General features: G+C 71.1%; 18 protein-coding genes. 13 read left to right on the forward strand and 5 right to left on the reverse strand.

The window, feature by feature from the left end:
- Window positions 1-35 precede the first annotated feature (35 nt).
- Window positions 36-305, reverse strand: a complete 270-nt coding sequence (locus QQM67_RS18310; protein ID WP_314174969.1) for an ANTAR domain-containing response regulator — start codon at window positions 303-305, stop codon at window positions 36-38.
- A gap of 135 nt (window positions 306-440) precedes the next feature.
- Window positions 441-1,322 carry a sigma-70 family RNA polymerase sigma factor gene (locus QQM67_RS18315; RefSeq protein WP_314174970.1) on the reverse strand — a complete coding sequence of 294 codons (882 nt, stop codon included), beginning with the start codon at window positions 1,320-1,322 and terminating at the stop codon, window positions 441-443.
- Between the two features lie 112 nt (window positions 1,323-1,434).
- Here QQM67_RS18315 and QQM67_RS18320 point away from each other — a divergent pair, with 112 nt between their 5' ends.
- From QQM67_RS18320 to boxB, 3 genes are all read left to right on the forward strand, one after another.
- Entirely contained in the window at window positions 1,435-1,893 is a 459-nt protein-coding gene (locus QQM67_RS18320; protein ID WP_314174971.1) for an SRPBCC family protein, read from the forward strand.
- A gap of 398 nt (window positions 1,894-2,291) precedes the next feature.
- Window positions 2,292-2,714 carry a hypothetical protein gene (locus QQM67_RS18325; protein WP_314174972.1) on the forward strand — a complete coding sequence of 141 codons (423 nt, stop codon included), beginning with the start codon at window positions 2,292-2,294 and terminating at the stop codon, window positions 2,712-2,714.
- A 321-nt stretch (window positions 2,715-3,035) separates the two neighbouring features.
- Complete coding sequence (gene boxB, locus QQM67_RS18330) at window positions 3,036-4,514, forward strand: benzoyl-CoA 2,3-epoxidase subunit BoxB (RefSeq protein WP_314174973.1); 1,479 nt, start codon at window positions 3,036-3,038, stop codon at window positions 4,512-4,514.
- Window positions 4,515-4,573: 59 nt separating this feature from the next.
- On the opposite strand, the gene QQM67_RS18335 is transcribed toward boxB, so the two are convergent.
- Complete coding sequence (locus QQM67_RS18335) at window positions 4,574-5,443, reverse strand: PaaX family transcriptional regulator (protein ID WP_314174974.1); 870 nt, start codon at window positions 5,441-5,443, stop codon at window positions 4,574-4,576.
- Between the two features lie 164 nt (window positions 5,444-5,607).
- On the opposite strand from QQM67_RS18335, the gene boxC reads away from it, so the two are divergent.
- From boxC to QQM67_RS18360, 5 genes are all read left to right on the forward strand, one after another.
- The gene (gene boxC / locus QQM67_RS18340; protein ID WP_314174975.1) at window positions 5,608-7,314 is read left to right on the forward strand and encodes a 2,3-epoxybenzoyl-CoA dihydrolase; all 1,707 of its coding nucleotides are present in this window, start codon (window positions 5,608-5,610) and stop codon (window positions 7,312-7,314) included.
- A gap of 71 nt (window positions 7,315-7,385) precedes the next feature.
- Window positions 7,386-8,462, forward strand: coding sequence for an NAD(P)/FAD-dependent oxidoreductase (locus QQM67_RS18345; protein WP_314174976.1), 1,077 nt, complete (start codon window positions 7,386-7,388; stop codon window positions 8,460-8,462).
- Window positions 8,463-8,497: 35 nt separating this feature from the next.
- Window positions 8,498-8,836, forward strand: coding sequence for a ferredoxin (fdxA, locus tag QQM67_RS18350; RefSeq protein ID WP_314174977.1), 339 nt, complete (start codon window positions 8,498-8,500; stop codon window positions 8,834-8,836).
- Between the two features lie 9 nt (window positions 8,837-8,845).
- Window positions 8,846-9,712, forward strand: a complete 867-nt coding sequence (locus QQM67_RS18355; protein ID WP_314174978.1) for an amidohydrolase family protein — start codon at window positions 8,846-8,848, stop codon at window positions 9,710-9,712.
- Window positions 9,713-9,847: 135 nt separating this feature from the next.
- Window positions 9,848-10,393, forward strand: coding sequence for a gamma carbonic anhydrase family protein (locus QQM67_RS18360; RefSeq protein WP_314174979.1), 546 nt, complete (start codon window positions 9,848-9,850; stop codon window positions 10,391-10,393).
- Between the two features lie 67 nt (window positions 10,394-10,460).
- On the opposite strand, the gene QQM67_RS18365 is transcribed toward QQM67_RS18360, so the two are convergent.
- A complete protein-coding gene (locus tag QQM67_RS18365; protein ID WP_314174981.1) occupies window positions 10,461-11,039 on the reverse strand; it encodes a TetR/AcrR family transcriptional regulator in 579 nt (192 codons plus the stop codon).
- Between the two features lie 302 nt (window positions 11,040-11,341).
- Between QQM67_RS18365 and QQM67_RS18370 the strand changes: the two genes are divergently transcribed.
- From QQM67_RS18370 to QQM67_RS18385, 4 genes are read left to right on the forward strand one after another with little or no spacing between them, the layout of a single operon-like run.
- Complete coding sequence (locus tag QQM67_RS18370; protein ID WP_314174982.1) at window positions 11,342-11,953, forward strand: 2Fe-2S iron-sulfur cluster-binding protein; 612 nt, start codon at window positions 11,342-11,344, stop codon at window positions 11,951-11,953.
- A complete protein-coding gene (locus QQM67_RS18375; protein ID WP_314174983.1) occupies window positions 11,950-12,942 on the forward strand; it encodes an FAD binding domain-containing protein in 993 nt (330 codons plus the stop codon). Before QQM67_RS18370 ends, QQM67_RS18375 begins: the two co-directional genes overlap by 4 nt.
- On the forward strand, window positions 12,939-15,104 hold the full coding sequence (locus QQM67_RS18380) for a xanthine dehydrogenase family protein molybdopterin-binding subunit (RefSeq protein ID WP_314174984.1): 2,166 nt from the start codon (window positions 12,939-12,941) through the stop codon (window positions 15,102-15,104). The genes QQM67_RS18375 and QQM67_RS18380 overlap by 4 nt, the downstream gene beginning before the upstream one ends.
- Entirely contained in the window at window positions 15,097-16,248 is a 1,152-nt protein-coding gene (locus QQM67_RS18385) for an XdhC family protein (RefSeq protein ID WP_314174985.1), read from the forward strand. The genes QQM67_RS18380 and QQM67_RS18385 overlap by 8 nt, the downstream gene beginning before the upstream one ends.
- A gap of 145 nt (window positions 16,249-16,393) precedes the next feature.
- Here QQM67_RS18385 and QQM67_RS18390 read toward each other — a convergent pair whose 3' ends face one another.
- Window positions 16,394-17,092, reverse strand: a complete 699-nt coding sequence (locus QQM67_RS18390) for a hypothetical protein (protein WP_314174986.1) — start codon at window positions 17,090-17,092, stop codon at window positions 16,394-16,396.
- Between the two features lie 494 nt (window positions 17,093-17,586).
- Between QQM67_RS18390 and QQM67_RS18395 the strand changes: the two genes are divergently transcribed.
- A complete protein-coding gene (locus QQM67_RS18395) occupies window positions 17,587-19,068 on the forward strand; it encodes a DUF4331 domain-containing protein (protein ID WP_314174987.1) in 1,482 nt (493 codons plus the stop codon).
- Window positions 19,069-19,180: the final 112 nt, after the last annotated feature.

Here is a 19,180-nt window from a genome sequence, read left to right on the forward strand (position 1 = left end):
GGGGTGGGCCCGGGCACGCCTCGATCCGCCGCCCGTCACCGCTTGCCGATGTCGCGCAGCGCCGCCTGGATCGCGAGGCGGATCGGCTCGGCGGGCGGCTCGTTCTGGGTGAATGCGACGACCTGTTCGGCCACGACGTGCAGTTTCGTGTTCGTGTGCTGGGAAGCCGACTGGAGGACCTGCCACGCCTCTTGGGCCGTGCACCCGTGCGTCGCCATCAGGACGCCGTGCGCCTGGTCGATGACGGGCCGCGTCTCCATGGCCCGGCGAAGCTGGCCCAACTCCCGCTGCTCGTCGGCGCTCACGGCTGTCCCTTCGGGCCGGGCATGGAATATTCAGGTGATTTCACAGAGTAGCCGCTGCCCCCGTCCGCGCCAGAGTCCGAGTCCGTCTCCTCCCGACTCGGTCACTCGCCGTTCACCGGGTCGTACGTACGTCGCTCAGCCGCCGACGACCGCCGGATCGACTGCGCTCAGGCGCTCCGGGTCCGCGAGGATGTCGATCCCGGCGATCTTTCCGCCCCGGACCGTGAACGCCATGACCGTGAGGACCCGTCCGTCCGCGACGGCCACCAGCCCCGCGGCCCCGTTGACGAGCGCAGGCCGGGCGAACGGGGCCCGCGAGGAGAAGGCCGCCGCCCGCTCGGAGACGTCCCGCGCTCCGCTGAAGCGCGTCGGTACGCCGGACGGTACGGGCCCGACGTCGGCCCGGAGCTCGACGCCCGGATCGAGCACCGCCAGCAGCGCGCCGAAGTCGCCTTCGCGCGCGGCCCGCAGAAAGGCCTCGACTGCCTCTCTCTGCCGGCCGATGTCGGCGTCCGGCACCGGAGCGGCCTCCTGCACACGGCGGCGGGCACGGCTGGCGAGCTTCCGCGCGGCGACCGCGGAGCGTTCCACGACGGGCGCGATCTCGTCGAAGGGCACGGCGAACATGTCGTGCAGCACGAACGCCAGCCGCTCCGCGGGGTCCAGCCTCTGGAGTACGACGAGGAGGGCGAGGCCGACCGAGTCGGCGAGCAGCGTCTCCTGCTCGGGGTCGAGCCCGCTGGGATGACTGACGACCGGGTCCGGCAGGCGCAGCCCGAGCGGCTCCTCCCGGCGCGAGCGCAGCATGTCGAGGCAGATGTGCGAGACGACCGTCGTGAGCCAGCCGCCGACGTTCCGCACGTCCTCGCCGGTGCGCGTCAGGCGCATCCAGGACTCCTGCACGGCGTCGTCGGCCTCGCTGAGAGAGCCGAGCATGCGGTAGGCGATCGCCCGCAGCCGGGGCCGGTGCGTCTCGAACGCGTCCGCGAGCCGGACGCCGTCGTCCTGCACGGTCACATCCTTCCTTCCGGATTCGTCATGGCAGTGAGGAACAGGCGGAACAGGCAGAAGGGGCGGCGAGGCCGCCGGCACGAAAGCGGAAGACGAGAAGAGAGAGGGAGTGGGAGCGATGCCACCACTGGTTTCCGAGATCGACATCGACCGTCCCGCGGAGGAGGTCTTCGCGTACGCCACCGACCCCACGCGCTTCCCGGAGTGGCAGCGCGACGTCGTGGAGGTGCGCACGGCCGGGAGCGGACGGCTCGAAGTGGGGTCACGATTCACCACGGTCCGCCGCATCGGGCGCGGCCCGCGGACCATGACCCAGGAGGTGACGGAGGTCAGCCCGCCGCGGAGCTGGGCGGCCCGCGGCGTCGACGGGCTGTTCCGCCCGAGTGCCACGGTCACGGTCGAACCGTTCGACGCGGGCGCGAGGTCGCATGTCACCTTCACGCTCGACTTCGAGGGCCAGGGGTTCGGCGATCTGTTCACGCCCGCCATCCGGAAGATGGCCGCGAAGACGGCGCCCACGAGCTACCGGCGATTGAAGGAGCGGCTGGAGAGCGGCGCCGCCGCCCGGAGTTCGTAGCGCCGCGCGGCGGCGGACGGGGCGGGCCTGCTGCCCGCCGGGGCGGGCCGCCGCCCGGGCGCCGGGTGCTGGGTCGCGCTGCATCACGGCGCCAAGGGTAGCCCCGAAATTCATCGCGTGGTGATTTCTCGTCGGGGCTCGTGGCCCGGGCACCACTGGGCCGGGGGCGCGAGCGCCGAAATCCCGGTCCCCGCTTGGTGATTGGCGGACTCCGCCATTACCTCTCGGGTAATTGTTGCGCTGCTCAGGCCCTGGCTAGCGTCCTGCCAGTGGCGGCGCCGGGGTCACGGAGAGCCATCCGTAAGAGCGAGAGCCGACTGTCCGCGCCCGCCTCCGCCGTGATGGACGGCGTCAGTTCGCGATCAGCGGACGACCGTGCCGACGAGAGGACGAGGGCAATGGCATCGACACACCACTACGGCACCGCCGCGGGCGCGGGAGCGGCGCCGCCCGACGGATTCGCCCGCCTCGCCCTGAAAGCGGACGGGATCGTCACCGGCCTCAACGGCCTCGGCTATCTGGCACTGGCGACGGTGCTCGAACCCTTCCTCGGGATCGGGACCTCGGTCCACTATGCGATCGGCGTCTTCCTGGTCCTCTACGCGGCGGGCGTACTCGTCGTGGGAACGCGCGAGACCATCAACCGGACCGCTCTGGGCACCGTGCTCGTCGCGAATCTCCTGTGGGCGGCCCTCAGCGTCGTGACGCTCTTCTCCGGCGCTCTCTCCCCGACCGTGGCGGGCGAGGCCTGGATCGTCCTCCAGGCCGTGGTGGTGGGCCTGTTCGCGGAGCTCCAGTACGTCGGGATGAAGCGGATGTGACCCGGGCACGACGCGGCTCCGTCCGCCCCTGAGCGAATCCCGGGGCAACCCCGCGAATCCCGCCGAGCTGCCCGGCTCGGCGGGATTCGCCGTGTGCGCAGGCCCGTTCGCCGGGAGACCGGAGCGCGGCGCCCGGCGCCGCCCCGGCAGGGTCCGTCCGTACGTACTCGACTCGTCGGCCGGGGTGGCACGTTGACCCGACATGCTACATTCTAATGACGTGACGATGCTCGATCGTGGACTAAAACCGTGGACTGAACGAACCCCGGCCGTACGGAACGACGGACTGACGGTTGACCCCGGAGAGAAGGGCGAGAGCGGATGACGACCATTGACGGCCGCCTCGGAGCCGCACCCGAGCCCAGCGGCCCGGTGAGCAGGATCGACTACAGCGAACGCATCCCCAACAACGTCGATCTGGCCGGTGACCGCAGGCTCCAGAGGGCGCTGGAGCGCTGGCAGCCGAAGTTCATCGACTGGTGGCGGAACCTCGGGCCGCAGGTGCCGACCAAGGAGGTCTACCTGCGCACCGCGGTCGCCATCGACCGCGACGGCTGGGCGGTCTACGACTTCGTGCCGATGGAGGAGTACCGCTGGGGCATCTTCCTCGCCGAGACCGACCCGGACCGCGAGATCACCTTCGGCCAGCACAAGGGCGAGAAGGCGTGGAGCGAGGTCCCGGGCGAGTACCGCGCGGAGTTGCAGCGGCTCATCGTCGTCCAGGGCGACACCGAGCCGGCGAGCGTGGAGCAGCAGCGCCAGCTCGGGGCCACCGCGCCGAGCCTGTACGACATGCGCAACCTCTTCCAGATCAACGTGGAGGAGGGGCGCCATCTCTGGGCGATGGTCTACCTGTTGCAGGCCTACTTCGGACGTGAGGGTCGCGAGGAGGCGGAGGAGCTGCTGCGCCGCAACAGCGGCGACTACGACAACCCGCGCATCCTCGGCGCCTTCAACGAGGACACGACGGACTGGCTGAACTTCTTCATGTTCACCTACTTCACCGACCGCGACGGCAAGTACCAGCTGGGCACGTTGAAGGAGAGCGGCTTCGATCCGCTCGCGCGCACCTGCGAGTTCATGCTCAAGGAAGAGGCCCACCACATGTTCGTGGGCACCACCGGCATCCAGCGGGTCGTCCAGCGGACCGCGGAGCTGATGAAGGAGCACGGCACCGACGACATCCTTCCGCACGGCGGGATACCGCTGGCCGTCATCCAGAAGTACCTCAACCAGCAGTTCTCGGTGTCCATGGACCTGTTCGGCTCCGAACTGTCCTCCAACGCCGCCGCCTACTACACCGCCGGGCTGAAGGGCCGCTGGCAGGAGCGGCGCCGCAAGGACGACCACTCCCTCCAGGACCGGACACGGCAGATGACCAAGGTGGTGGACGGCGAACTGACCACCCAGACCGTCCCGTTGCTGAACGCGCTGAACCTCGACCTGCGCGACGAGTACGTCGCCGACTGCGAGAACGGCATCCGCCGCTGGAACCAGGCGCTGGAGGACGCCGGTCTGCCGCACCGGCTGACGCTGCCGCACGAGGGCTTCAACCGCGAGGTCGGCGTCTACGCCGGCGCGCACGTGAGCCCCGAGGGCGAGGTGCTCACGCGGGAGCAGTGGGACGCCCGGAAGCACGAGTGGCTTCCCTCGGAGCAGGACCTCGCCGACGTGCGGTCGCTGATGAAGCCCGAGTACGAGCCGGGCCGGTTCGCGAGCTGGATCGCGCCGCCCGCGCAGGGCATCAACAAGATGAGCGTCGAGTTCGACTACGTACGCTTCTGGCGGGAGGACAACTGAGCCAACTGAGCCTGGCCCTCAGGGCTTTACGCGGCCTGGCTCTACGGGACCCGGCGCTTTCAGGACCTGTCTCCGGCCCCCGCGCACAGACGCCGCCAGTACGTCTGCGCCCTGCGGTGCCAGCGCTCGTGGCAGCGGTGGAAGACCGTGGCGGCGTCCGGGCCGGGCCAGTCGTGGTCGAGCAGCTCCGCGGGCAGCGCCGGGTCCAGGGCGGGGAAGGCGCGCCAGGCGTGCACCAGGTTCACCTGGGCCACGAACGCGCCCTGCTGGTCGCTGACTTGGACGTCGCCGAAGTGCCTGACGAAGTCGCCGTAGGCGGACTCGATCTTCTCCAGCGGCCACGCGGCGGCCACGACGTCCTGCGGGTCGCCGATACCGGCCGAGGGTCCGCTCCACGACATCGTGCTGTGCTCGATGCCCAACTCCCGCACGATGGCCTGGACTTCGTCCGTCCGTCCGGCGTCGGGCACGACCCACAGGCCCGGTGCGGGCGATCCCATGCCCGCCCACGTCAGCCGGGTGCGCAGCTTGTGCCGAAGCCGTCGCTGCGTCTCGGGCACCGTGACCGCGAGCACCAGCCACCGGCCGTCCCAGCGCTTCTTCTGGCGCATGAACGAGTAGATGCGCTCGGCACCCTCTTCGAGCAGCTGCTCTCCGCTCGACGTCAGGCTCCAGCGCGTACGGCGGCCGACCCGGTCGGACGTGAGCAGGCCCTGGCTGGACGACCGGGCCAGCGCCTGCCGTGCCGCCTTCTCCTCGATGCCGAGGGAGTTCAGCGCCCCGAGCAGGGCGCCCGTCCAGACCGGCTCCCGGCTCGGCAGGACGAACTCGCCGAGCACCGTCAGCAGCAGGGAGCGAGCACTGGCCGACGCCGGCCAGGACTGCCGTGGATGCGGCGAGCTCTCCACGGTCGTACCGGAAGCGGCCACAGCCTGAGTCCTTTCGGGAGAGTCAAGAACCCCCGGAATTCTACGCCCGAGCAGCGAAGCGGCCCTGGCGTCCACCCAGGAAACGCACTACGAACTGTTGACGGTAAACCATGAATATGTAGAGTTAGATGCCTCAGGACGACACCGATCGCTTGGAGAGTGAGATGACCGCCGCGGTCGAAACCAGCACTCAGCTCACCGGCGAGGGCGTACCCGCGGTCTCGTTCGACACCTCGCCCGAGCGCTACCGCCACTGGAAGCTCGCCGTCGACGGCGAGATCGCCACGCTCACACTGCTGGTCGACCAGGACGGCGGGATCGTCCCCGGCTACGAGCTCAAGAGCAACTCCTACGACCTCGGCGTCGACATCGAGCTCTATGACGCCGTCCAGCGGCTGCGGTTCGAGCACCCCGAGGTCAAGTCCGTAGTCCTCACAGGCGGGTTGGAGCGGATGTTCTGCGCGGGGGCGAACATCAGGATGCTCGCCCAGTCCACGCACGCCTGGAAGGTGAACTTCTGCAAGTTCACCAACGAGACCCGCAACGGCTTCGAGGACGCGACGCGGCACTCGGGACAGACCTACATCGCCGCCGTCAACGGCACCTCCGCCGGCGGCGGCTACGAACTCGCCCTGGCCTGCGAGCAGATCGTGCTCGTCGACGACGGCTCGTCCGCGGTGGCGCTCCCCGAGGTGCCGCTGCTGGGCGTGCTGCCGGGCACCGGCGGGCTGACCCGGGTCGTGGACAAGCGCCACGTCCGCAAGGACCGGGCCGACGTCTTCGCCACCAAGAGCGAGGGCGTCAAGGGCCGGACCGCCGTCGAGTGGCGGCTGGTCGACGCGGCCGTCCCCCGCGGCCGGTTCGACGACGAGGTCCGCTCGCGGGCCGAGGAGGCGGCGAAGCGATCCCACCGCCCGTCCGGTGAGCAGGGCGTCGCCCTCACTCCGCTGGAGCGGACCGAGACGCCCGACTCGATCGCGTACCGGTACGTGAAGGCGGAGCTGCTGCGCGGCCGGCGGCGCGTCGAGATCACGGTCGAGGGGCCCGCCGGGGCCCCGCCCGCGGGCCCGCGTGCCGTACGCGAACAGGGCGCGGACTACTGGCCGTTGGCGCTCGCCCGGGAGCTCGACGACCTGATCCTCCGGCTGCGCACCAACGAACTGGAGCTCGGCACCTGGGTGTTCCGCACAGCGGGCGACGCCGCCGCCGTGCTGGCCCACGACGAGCAGCTCGACGCGCTCGCGGACGACTGGTTCGTCAACGAGGTCCGGCACTACCTCAAGCGCACGTTCAAGCGACTGGACGTCACCAGCCGCAGCCTCGTCGCGCTCGTCGAGCCCGGCAGCTGCTTCGCCGGGACGCTGCTGGAGCTCGCGCTGGCCTGCGACCGGCAGTACATGCTGGCCGGGGTCTTCGAGGACGCCGACCCGGACGCCGACCCGGCGGCCGTCGTCGTGGGCACCGCCAACCAGGGCGCGTATCCGATGGGCAACGGCCTGACCCGGCTCCAGTCCCGCTTCTACGCGGCGGACGAGGAGCTGCGGACGGTTCTGGACCGCGCGGGGGAACGGCTCGCGGCCGACGAGGCGGCGGAGCTCGGGCTCGTCACCATGGCGCTCGACGACATCGACTACGAGGACGAGTTGCGGATCGTGCTGGAGGAGCGTGCGTCGCTCTCGCCGGACGCGCTGACGGGCATGGAGGCCAACCACCGCTTCGTGGGGCCCGAATCGATGGAGACCAAGATCTTCGGGCGGCTGACCGCCTGGCAGAACTGGATCTTCAACCGCCCCAACGCCTCCGGTCCGGAGGGCGCGTTGCGCCGCTTCGGCACCGGAAAGCGCGCCGACTTCGACGTCAGGCGGGTCTGAGCGACCGCCTCTGCTCAGGAATGAACGAGGCGGCGCGGAGTGCGCACGCGAGCACCGATGCGGAGGAGCAGATGACGATCGGGGAGGAGGCGCGGCCCGGCGGAGCGTACGAGGTCGATCTCGTACTCGTCGGAGCCGGGCCGGTCGGCCTCTACGGCGCCTACTACGCGGGCGTCCGCGGGCTGCGCGTCGCGCTGGTGGACTCGCTGCCCGAACCGGGCGGCCAGATCACGGCGATGTACCCGGAGAAGCCCATCTACGACATCGCCGGCTTCCCGAGCGTCCGCGGGCGGGAGCTCGTGGCCAACCTCGTCCAGCAGGCGGGCGCGTACGGCCCGTTGTACTTCCTCGGGCAGGAGGCGAGATCGCTGGAGCGCGTCCCGTACGGCGAAGGCCCGGACCGCTTCCGGCTGTCGACCGCCGACGGTACGCAGATCGGCTGCGGCGCGGTCGTGGTGACCGGCGGGATCGGGACGTTCACCCCGCGCCCGCTGCCCGCCAGCGAGGAGTTCCTGGGGCGCGGGCTGTCGTACTTCGTGCGCTCGCCCGCCGACTTCGCCGGCACCGACGTGGTCGTGGTGGGCGGCGGCGACAGCGCGTGCGACTGGGTGCTCGCGCTGAAGCCGGTGGCCCGGTCGGTGACGCTCGTGCACCGGCGTGCCGCCTTCCGCGCCCACGCGGCCACGGTCGAGGCGGTGCGGGCGTGCGGGGCGACGGTGCTGACGAACGCTCAAGTGACCCGTATCGAAGGCAACGGCAACGGTGAAGGCGACGGGGACGGCCCCGGCCCCGGAACCATCGAGAGGGTCGAAGTCACCGGCAGGGACCGGGAGTCCGTCGTGCTGCCTGCCCAACGGGTGGTGGCGGCGCTCGGCTTCCTCGCGGACCTCGGCCCGCTGCGCACGTGGGGCTTCGAACTGCACGACAACCGCCACCTCGTGGTGGACTCGGCGATGGCGACCGACGTGCCCGGCGTCTACGCCGCGGGAGACATCTCGCAGTACCCGGGCAAGGTGCGTCTGATCTCGGTCGGCTTCGGCGAGGTGGCCACCGCGGTCAACAACGCCGCCGTGCATCTCGACCCCGAGGCGTCCCTGTTCCCCGGCCACAGCACCGACGCGGCGCCCGTCCCCGCGGCCGCTGCCTGAGCGGGACGAGAGGCGAGGAGAGGAGAGGAGGCACCGTGCCCTACGTGATCATGTCGGACTGCATCGACATCACCGACCAGTCCTGCGTCGAGGAGTGCCCGGTCGACTGCATCTACGTCGGCGAGCGCAAGCTGTACATCAACGCCAAGGAGTGCATCGACTGCGGCGCCTGCGAGCCCGTCTGCCCCGTCGAGGCCATCTCCCAGGACCGCCGAGTCCCGGAGGAACAGCGGGAGTTCATCCAGGACAACACCGCCTTCTTCACCGAGACCCTGCCCGGACGGGACGAGCCGATCGGCACGCCCGGCGGCTCGCGGCTGACCGGCGACATCGGCGTCGACACTCCGCTCGTCTCGAAGCACCCGGGCAACTAGGAGTTCACGATGCTGGACGGTCATCTGCTGGTCGACGCCCACGTGCACGTGCCGCGTCTGTCGTCGATCGCCCCCGCGTGGTCGCAGTGGGCGCGCGACTTCGGCCCCGAGGGTGTGCTGGATCTCGCATGGAACGCGGAGGGCGACCCGGACCCGGCGAAGCTGGACGCCCTCTTCGACTCCGAAGGCGTCGACGTGGCGCTGCTGTTCTGCGAGTACAGCCCCAAGGCCACGGGCTACCAGCGGTTCGAGGACCTGCTGCCGCTCGTCGAGTACAACCCGCGGCGCTTCCGCCCGGTGGCCAACGTCAACCCGCATCTGCACTTCCCCATCGACCGGGAATTGGCGCGGCAGCTCGACCTCGGGGCTGCGGCGCTCAAGCTGCATCCCGTGCACGGCGGATTCCGGCTGGACGATCCCGCGCTCTATCCCGCGTACTCGCTGCTCGTCGAGCGGAACGTGCCGCTGGTGACCCACTGCGGGACGTCGTCCTTCCCGGGCTCGATGAACGAGCACGCGGACCCGACGCAGCTCTACCCGGTGCTCCGGCACTTCCCCGGCCTCACGGTCGTACTGGCGCACGGGGGCCGCGGATGGTGGTACGACGCCGCGGCGTTCCTCGCGCTCTCCCACGAGAACGTGTGGATCGAGCTGTCCGGGCTGCCGCCGAAGCGCCTGACGACGTACTACGCACGGCACGACGTGAACAGGCTCGCCCGCAAGTGGATCTTCGGCACCGACTGGCCCGGCGTGCCCGGCACGGCCGTGAACGCCCGGGCGGTCGCCGGGCTGGGGCTCTCCGACGACGTCGTGCCGCTCGTGCTCGGGGAGAACGCCGTGCGGGTCTACCACGGTCTCGGGCGCGACCGGCACTGACGGCTGGAACTGACGACTGGAAGTGACGGCGGACGGGGGGGCTGGCCGACGAGGTCACCGGCGCCCCGGTGGACACTGGCGGGCGCGGGGACGAACAGACGGCCCCGGCGGGACTGACAGAGGGAGTGACGACGCATGCCGGTCTACGCGTTCGACGGGGTCCGCCCGCAGGTGAGCGCCGACGCCTACATCCACCCCGACGCCGTACTGATCGGCCACGTCACCGTGGGCGCGCAGTCGTCGGTGTGGCCCGGCGCCGTACTGCGCGGCGACCACGGACGGATCGAGGTCGGCTCCCGTACGTCGGTGCAGGACGGAACCGTCGTCCATACGACCCGGAAGTGGCCCACCCTGATCGGGGACGAGTGCGTCGTCGGACACAACGCCCATCTGGAGGGCTGCACGGTCGAGAGCCGCTGCCTGATCGGCTCCATGTCGGTGGTGCTCAACCGCGCCGTCGTGCACAGCGGTTCGGTCGTGGGAGCCGCGGCGCTGGTGCCCGAAGGGCTCACGGTGCCCGAGCGCTCGATGGTGCTCGGCGTTCCGGGACGGGTGAAGCCGTTGCCGGACGAGACCCAGAACGAGTGGATCAGCCACGGGGTGGGCGTGTACGTGGACTTCGCCCGCCGCTATCCGGAGGCGCTGACCCGCGTGGACCTGGCGGACTGCCGCACGGACTGACGCGTGGCCTGACGACCGCGCCCGCATCCGGGCCCGCCAGGGCCTGATGCCGGCACACGGCGCGGTCTCACCGCTCGCGCGCCCCCGCCCGCAGCCCGTCCATGACGAGGTCGAGAAGCCTGTCGACGCGGGGCTGCCAGTCCCCTTGGGGATCGATCTGCCAGAGGCCCGCGATCGCGAGGAGGAAGTCGTCCGCGGTGATTCCGGGCCGGATGGTCCCGGCCTCCTCGTTGGCGCGGAGCAGGCGCTCGGCGGCGGACATCACCGGACCGTGGCCCGGCTTCTGGGGATTCCCCGGTGCGCTCGTGGCCTGGCGGATCGCGTCCGCGAGGCCGGCCTTGGCCATGGCGAACCGGGCGAGGTGGTCCATCCACTCCCGCAGGGCCCGCTCCGGTTCGCGCGTCTCGACCAACTCGGTCGCGGCGTCCGCGACTTGCTGCATCTCGTGCCGGTAGACCTCCAGCACGAGTGCCTCGCGGCTCGGGAAGTTGCGGTAGAACGTGCCCTGCCCGACGCCCGCCTTCTTGGCGATCGCGCTCAGCGGAACGTTCGCCGAGCGCGTCAGCTCCATCAGCGCCACGTCGAGGATGCGCTCGCGGTTCCGTTGTGCGTCCGAGCGCAGAGACGCCTCATTCCTCTGCTGCACTCGTCCTCCTCGCGGGGTCGCGCCCGACCCCCGGCCTTGCCAAAGCGGACAACTGTCCGTTAAGTTTTCTCCCGTAACGGACAGCCGTCCGGTCACGTCCACCATAGCGGCGGACGCGTGCGGCGCCCCTCCCGCGTCCTGCACGTCACGCAGCCGCCGTCGCCGGATACGGCCCGTTCGGCGCCCTCCACCCCGTCTTCAGACCTGTCTCTGCCCCCGTCTCACCCCCTCTCCAACCCGTCCGGTCTCCTCCGCCTGCCCGGACGGCCCGACGCGCTCCGATACGCGAAAGAAGGCTGAGCATGGACCCATCGACGTCCAGCGCAATCACCTTGAACATCAACGGCGAGAAACACACGCTGACCGTCGACAACCGCACCACTCTGCTCGACGCGATGCGCGAGCGTCTCGACCTGACAGGCACCAAGAAGGGCTGTGACCAGGGGCAGTGCGGTGCCTGCACGGTCCTGCTCGACCAGCGCCGGGCCGTCTCCTGCCTTCAGCTCGCGGTGGCCGCCGAGGGGCGGGAGATCACCACCATCGAGGGCGTGGCCGACGGCGGGCGCCTGCATCCCGTGCAGCAGGCCTTCCTCGACCTCGACGGCTACCAGTGCGGCTACTGCACGCCGGGGCAGATCTGTTCGGCCGTCGCCGTGATCGAGGAGCACGCGGCCGGCTGGCCGAGCGCGGTCACCGAGGACGTACGGGCCGAGGCCGCGCCACCGCCGCTCTCCGCCGACGAGATCCGGGAGCGGATGAGCGGCAACCTGTGCCGCTGCGGCGCGTACGTGCAGATCGTCGAAGCCGTCGCCCAGGCCGCCGCGGCCGGGACGGAGGCCGGAGAAGCCGGGAACACCGGCGAGTCCAAAGAGCAGGGACAGGCCGCGGCAGCGGGCAAGGAGGCGGCGGCATGAGGGAGTTCGGCTATCAGCGAGTCTTCGACGTCTCCGGCGCGGTCGCACAGCTCGGAGCCGACCCGGAGGCGCGCTTCCTCGGCGGCGGCACCAACCTCGTCGACCTGATGAAGACCGGCGTCGAGCGGCCGGCGCGGCTCGTCGACGTCAGCGAACTGCCCCTCGGGCAGATCGAATCGACCCCGGAAGGCGGCCTGCGCATCGGCGCGACCGTCACCAACAGCGACCTGGCCGTCCACCCCGAAGTCCGGCGCGATTACCCGGCGTTGACGCAGGCCGTGCTGGCCGGTGCCTCGGGGCAGCTGCGCAACATGGCCACGGTCGGCGGGAATCTGCTCCAGCGCACCCGCTGCGGCTACTTCGCCGACGTGAGCCAGCCGTGCAACAAGCGCGTCCCCGGCAGCGGTTGCCCCGCCATCGAGGGCGAGCACCACAACCACGCGATCCTCGGCGCCTCCGACCACTGTGTGGCCGTACACCCCTCCGACATGGGTGTGGCGCTCGCGGCGTTCGACGCCGTCGTCTCGTACGAAACCACGGACGGGCCGGGGGAGTTGCCCTTCACCGAGTTCTACGCACCCGTGGGCGACACCCCGCATCTGGAGACGGCACTGCCCTCCGGGGCGCTGATCACCGGCGTCACGCTGCCGCCCGCTCCGGTCGCCGCCCGCTCCCGCTACCGGAAGGTGCGTGAGCGCGCCTCGTACGCGTTCGCCATCGGCTCGGTCGCCGCCGCGCTCGACGTACAGGACGGGACCGTACGGGATGTGCGGCTGGCCTTCGGTGCCGTCGCGTCCCGGCCCTGGCGGGCCCGCGCGGCCGAGCGCGCGCTGACGGGCGCACCGGCGGACGCGGAGAGCTTCGCCGCCGCCGCGGACGCCGAACTGGCCGCGGCCGAACCGCTCCCCCAGAACGGATACAAGGTGACCCTGATGCGCAACCTGGTTGTCGCCGTGCTGACCGAACTCAGCGAGGAGGCCGCCCGATGACCACCGCCACGACCGGCACCGCACCGGTGACCCGCTCCCACGGCACCCCGCACACCCGCGTGGAGGGCCTGGAGAAGGTCACCGGTGAGGCCCGCTACTCCGGAGACATCCCGTTCGCGGAACTCGCCCACGGGTGGCTGGTGTTGTCGACTGTCGCCCGCGGCCGCATCCGCTCGGTCGAGACCGAGCCCGTCCTCGCGATGCCGGGCGTGCTCGCCGTGCTGCACCACGGGAACGCCCCGCACGTGGACACCGACTACACCGGAATGCTCGGAGCCCCGGATCCGACGATCGCCGTCTTCCAGCAGGACCGTGTGGCGCACCGGGGTTGGCCGGTGGCGCTCGTCGTCGCCACGACGTCCGAGCAGGCCCGGGAGGCCGCCGAGGCGCTGGTGGTGCACTACGACGAGGAGCCGCACGACGTCGCGTTCGCCGCCGACCGCCCCGACGCGTACGAGCACGACGGCGTGCAGGGGCCGGCGGTCGAGGAGAAGGGCGACCTGGAGTCCGAACTCGCCGCGTCCGCCGTCGTCGTGGACGAGGAGTACACGACTCCGGAGGAGCACCACAACCCGATGGAGCCGCATGCGGCGACCGCCCGCTGGGAGGGCGGGCGCCTCGAGATCGTCGACTCCAACCAGGGCAGCACGTGGGTCGTGAACGAGCTGGCGAACCTGTTCTCGCTCGACCCGTCCTCCGTGCACGTCCGCTCCGAGCACGTCGGCGGCGCCTTCGGCTCCAAGGGCGTACGGGCGCACCAGGTCGCCGCCGTGATGGCCGCGACCGTCCTCCAGCGGCCGGTCCGGGTCGTACTGACCCGCCGCCAGATGTTCTCGCTCATCGGCTACCGGAGCCCCACGACTCAGCGCGTGAGGCTCGGCGCGGACGCCGAGGGGCGGCTGCGGGCGCTGGGACACGGCTCCCTCAGCCTCACCTCGTCCGTGCACGAGTTCGTCGAGGCGAGCGCCGCGGTCGGGCGGGTGCTGTACGACGCCGAGGCCCACCACACGGCCAACCGGATCGTGAAACTCGACGTACCGACGCCGACGTTCATGCGGGCGCCGGGCGAGGCGCCGGGGTCGTTCGCACTGGAGTCGGCCCTCGACGAGCTCGCCGAGAAGTGCGGCGTCGACCCGATCGAGCTGCGCGCCCGCAACGAACCCGAGGCCGGCCCCGTGTCCGGACTGCCCTTCAGCAGCCGCAACCTGCTCGCCTGCTTCCAGGAGGGCGCGCGACGGTTCGGCTGGGCGGACCGCGACCCGCGTCCGGGCCTCCGCCGCGAGGGCCGCTGGCTGCTGGGCACCGGGACGGCGGCCGCCTTCTTCCCCTCGGGAGCGATGCCGTCGACGGCGGCGGTGACGGCCGAGGCAGACGGCACGTTCACCGTACGGATCACCGCGTCCGACATCGGAACCGGAGCGCGCACCGCGCTGACCCTCATCGCCGCCGAAGAGCTGGACGTCGCGCCGGACAGGGTCCGCGTGCGCATCGGGGACAGCGACTTCGGCCAGGCCATGATCGCCGGCGGCTCGGCGGGCACTCGCTCGTGGGGCTGGGCGGTGACGGCCGCCGCGCGCGATCTGCGGGAGCAACTGGCCCTGGGCGGCAGCATTCCACCCGAGGGCATCACCGCGCGCTCGGACACCGCGGCGGCCATCGGCGCGCTCACGGCGAAGGAACGCCACTCGTTCGGGGCGCAGTTCGCCGAGGTCGCCGTGGACACCTCCACCGGCGAAGTACGCGTGCGGCGCATGCTCGGCATCTTCGCGGCGGGCCGGATCGTCAACCCGCTCACCGCGCGCAGCCAGCTCATCGGCGGGATGACGTGGGGTCTGTCGATGGCCCTGCACGAGGAGGCGATCAGGGACGCCGCTTCCGGCGCCACCGTCGGCGCGGACTTCGCGGGTTACCACGTCGCCGCGAACGCCGACGTGCCGCGCATCGAGGCCGACTGGGTCGACGACCCGGACCCGGACGACCCGGTCGGCATCAAGGGCATCGGCGAGATCGGCATCGTCGGCGCCGCGGCGGCGGTCGCCAACGCGGTGTGGCACGCGACCGGCGTGCGGCACCGGAGCCTGCCGATCCGTCCCGATCGCGTGCTGCTGGCGGAGGCGGCAGCCGCGGACGCCGCCGGGGCTTCGGGGCCGCAGGGTGCTTGATATCGCCGGGGAGCTGCACCGCTGGGCCGACGAGGGCCGGGCGTTCGCCGTCGCCACGGTCGTGTCGGTCGGCGGCAGCGCCCCGCGCGGCCCGGGCGCGGCGATGGCCGTCGACAGCGACGGCACGGCCGTCGGCTCGGTCTCGGGCGGCTGCGTGGAGGGAGCGGTGTACGAGCTGTGCGCCGAGGCGATCGAGACCGGCGAGACCGTGCTCGAACGGTTCGGCTACAGCGACGAGGACGCCTTCGCCGTCGGGCTGACGTGCGGCGGGGTCGTCGACGTCCTGGTCACCCCCGTCGGCACGGACGCGGCGGACCGTACCGCGGGGGACGTCTTCGCGTCCGCGCTGTCCGCCGCGGCCAGGGGTGAGGCGACCGCCGTCGCCCGCGTCGCCCGGGGCCCGGCGGAACTCCTCGGCAGGCCGTTGCTCGTACACCCGGGCGGCTCGTACGAGGGCGGCCTGGGCGGCGACCCGCGGCTGGACCGTACGGCGGCGGCCGAGGCCGTGGCCATGCTGGAGACCGGACGCACGGGAACAGTCGAGGTGCGGGAGGACGGGTCGCACTGCCCGGGAGGCCTCACCCTGTTCGTCGAGTCGTGCGCACCGCCGCCCCGCATGATCGTCTTCGGCGCGATCGACTTCGCCTCGGCGCTGGTGCGCGCGGGGAAGTTCCTCGGCTACCACGTCACGGTGTGCGACGCCCGCCCGGTCTTCGCCACCGAGGCCCGCTTCCCGGCAGCCGACGAGATCGTGGTCGACTGGCCGCACCGCTACCTCCGCCGCACGGAGACCGACGGCCGCACGGTCCTCTGCGTCCTCACCCACGACGCGAAGTTCGACATCCCGCTGCTGCGGGAGGCCCTGCGGATGCCGGTCGCGTACGTGGGCGCGATGGGCTCGCGCCGCACCCACGCGGACCGCGATCAGCGACTGCGTGAAGCCGGCGTCACCGAGCGGGAGTTGGCACTGCTGAGGTCGCCGATCGGCCTCGACCTCGGCGCCCGTACTCCCGAGGAGACCGCGCTGTCCATCGCCGCGGAGATCGTCGCGGCCCGCCGGGGAGGGACGGGCGCTCCCCTGACCGGCTCGGGCACGCCGATCCACCGCGACGGACGTGAACCGAGCCGGGTCGCGGCCGCCTGACCGCGAATCCGGACGCGCTCCGTTCCCTGGCTCACCGGCTGCGGCCGCCCGCACCGCCGCTGCCCTGGGCGGTGCGGGCGCCATCCGGTGTGTGATCCCGCCGACGGGTGCCGCTACGTCGAGCCGGATGCGGGCTGAGTACGCGTCAGCCGGGCATGCCGGGGAAGGTCGGCTGCTGTCCGGGGATGTAGTCGAAGTGCGGTGTGAGTGTGCCGAACGGTGTGCCTCCGTCGGGAGCGTCGATGTCGCTGTTCGCCTCGATCAGGTCTTCGGCCTCTTGTGAGAAGTAGAAGGGCATCTTCTCCAGACGGAAGCCGGTCGGGCTGGGGCGGGCGCCCTTCATCACCTCGTAGTAGTTGCTGTAGCCGAGCTGTGTCTCCTCGGAGACGGTCTGGCCGTCCACCTCCACGCCCGCGGAGTACGCCGGCTGGGGCATGACGCGAATCCAGGTCGGCTTGAGGGTGGCTGTCTGGCCGGACTCGGCGTGGTGCAGCCGCAGGCCACCGGGGTAGTAGATGCGGCCCTTGGAATCGAGGCCGTCACCGGCCGTCGACCCGATGGGCATGCTGAAGCCCTTGCCGTCCGCGTGCATGGTGAACGGGCTGATGGTCTCCAAGGTGACGCCCTCCCTCTGGAGCCACTGCTGGATCTCCGGGGAGATTTCGACGTCCGCGCTGCCCCAGGGCGAGATGTAGGCGCCGGGAATCGGTGCCTCGGCGGACGTGGTCTTCGCCGTCGCCGGCGCGAGGGCGCCTGCCTGGGTGATCCCGAGCGGCAGCAGCAGTGCGGTCGCGGAGGCCAGCAGGGCAAGACGGCGACGAAGTCCGCGCTTGAACTTGAACAAGGTGAACCTTTCCGAAATCAGGGACAGGTGAAGCCCGTGCTGGACGGCGGGGACCACGGCGTGCCGGGAACCGTTGAAGCCGCCTGAACAGGCCCTCGCGGAGCCGGCGTTGACGCACTGGTCGCACAACCACCGTGGCTGCACAGCGATCCACTCGCCGCTCCGCACAGTCCATGAGTAAGCCCCGGATAACGGCAAAGCCATACTTGGCGGAGAAACCAGCCATTTCGTGTGTTACTCCTTTCCTCGCGCCTTCCTCAAGCGACTCGCGCGCACATCGAAACCGCTGCACAGAGACGCATTCGGCGCGGTGACGCCCAATATGCCTCCGCACACTCGTACTTGACGGCCCGTCAAGCGTCGCGGTCCGGGGCCAGCCCTCCCGGTGCAGTTGATCCCTCACGCGAGTGGTGCCGACAGGGAACAGCCCGGCAAGATCCGGCTGCGCGACACGCTGTGGCTCCGGATGCCGTCCTCAACACCTGGAGCACTCAATGCACTTGTTCCGCGGGCCTCGGGCCGTCGGCCCGAACCGTCGCCGGATCGCTCTCATCACGGGTGCGACGGTCGTGGCCGGCGCCGCCCTGTCGGGTCCCCTGCTGTCCGTCAGCCAGGCCGGCGGACACGTCGACGCCCCTTCGTCGCTGGCGGACGCGGCGGCCGACATCACGGACGTCTACGCCTTCACCAGCCCCGAGGACCACGACATGGTCACCTTGATCGCCAACGTCCGTCCGTTCCAGCAGCCGGGGAACGCGACCAGCTCGATTGCCGACTACCCGTTCGCCAACGGGGCCCGGTACGAGATCAACACGGACGCCGACGGCGACGGCACTCCGGACACCACCTACCGCTGGACCTTCGCGAACGACGACCGCAGGCCCCTGAAGGCGGGCCCCAAGGTCGGGCCCGGCCAGGTGACTTCGCTGGACGACCGCTCCCTGAGAGTCCGGCAGACCTACACACTGGAGCGCGTCCGGGACGGAGCGAAGCCCGAGACGCTCATCGGCAAAGGCGTCGCCGCCCCCACGCACGCAGGCCGGGCACTCATGCCCGACTACCGCAAGCTGCGCAAAGAGGCCGTCCGGCAACTGCCCGGCGGCGGACGGACCTTGGCCGGCCAATCGGCCGAGGCGTTCAAGGCGGACTCTGAAGTGTTCGGGCTCTACACCGTCGGTACGGCCGGGCCGGTACGCGGCTGGCTGCCCGACGCGCAGCCCCTGTCAGCGCTGAACGTCAACAGCCTGGTCGTCCAGGTGCCCAAGAAGGCGATCGCACTTCGCAAGGATCCGAAGCGCAATCCCGTCGTGGGCGTATGGGCCTCGGTCTCCCGTCCGGGCGCGGACCTGAGCAAAGGCCTGTCCGGACAGGAGCCGGTGTTCCGTCAGGTCTCCCGGCACGGCAACCCGCACGTGGCGTTCAGCGTCTTCGGCTCGACCGTCGGGCTGGCCCGGCCCGGTGGCCCCGAGGACCGCTTCCAGCAGCGTGACCCCGAGGACGACCACCTGGAGCGGGACTTCCTCGCCGCGGTGAACGACCCGAAACCGCCGCACCGCATCGAACGGGCCCACCACGTCCAGGCTCCCGCCACACCACGCAAGGACATCGAGGCGCTGTTCCTGCGCGGCATCGGGGAGGACAACGGGGCGAAGTTCGGCTACGACCTCAACACGCCCGCCATGAACGCCGACGCCGACAGGTCGAAGATCGTCCCGGCGGAGGAGCTGCGGCTGAACCTCACCACCCCTGTGACGACGGACCCGAAGCCCAACGGCGTCATCGACGGCGACAAGCAGGGCTTCCCCAACGGGCGCCGGCTCAACGACACCATCGACGGGCCCCTGATCCGCATGCTGATGGGCGAGCCCGGAGGTCCGTCCGCCGAACACCTGCTGCCGACCCCGGACTTCAAGCTCCAGCCCGCCGACGCGCAAGACACCTTCCCCTACCTCAACCCGCCGCACGCGGCACTGTGAAGGGCCGGGTGAAGCGCTGGGGCGCCGCAGCCGTCGGAACATGCGCCGTCGGAGCCTGTGTCGCGGGACTGCTGGCCATGGGGCCGGTCGGATTCAACGACGACGTACCGTC

The sequence above is a fragment of the Streptomyces winkii genome, from assembly GCF_032248595.1.
In the GTDB taxonomy this organism is placed as follows: Bacteria; Actinomycetota; Actinomycetes; order Streptomycetales; family Streptomycetaceae; genus Streptomyces; species Streptomyces winkii.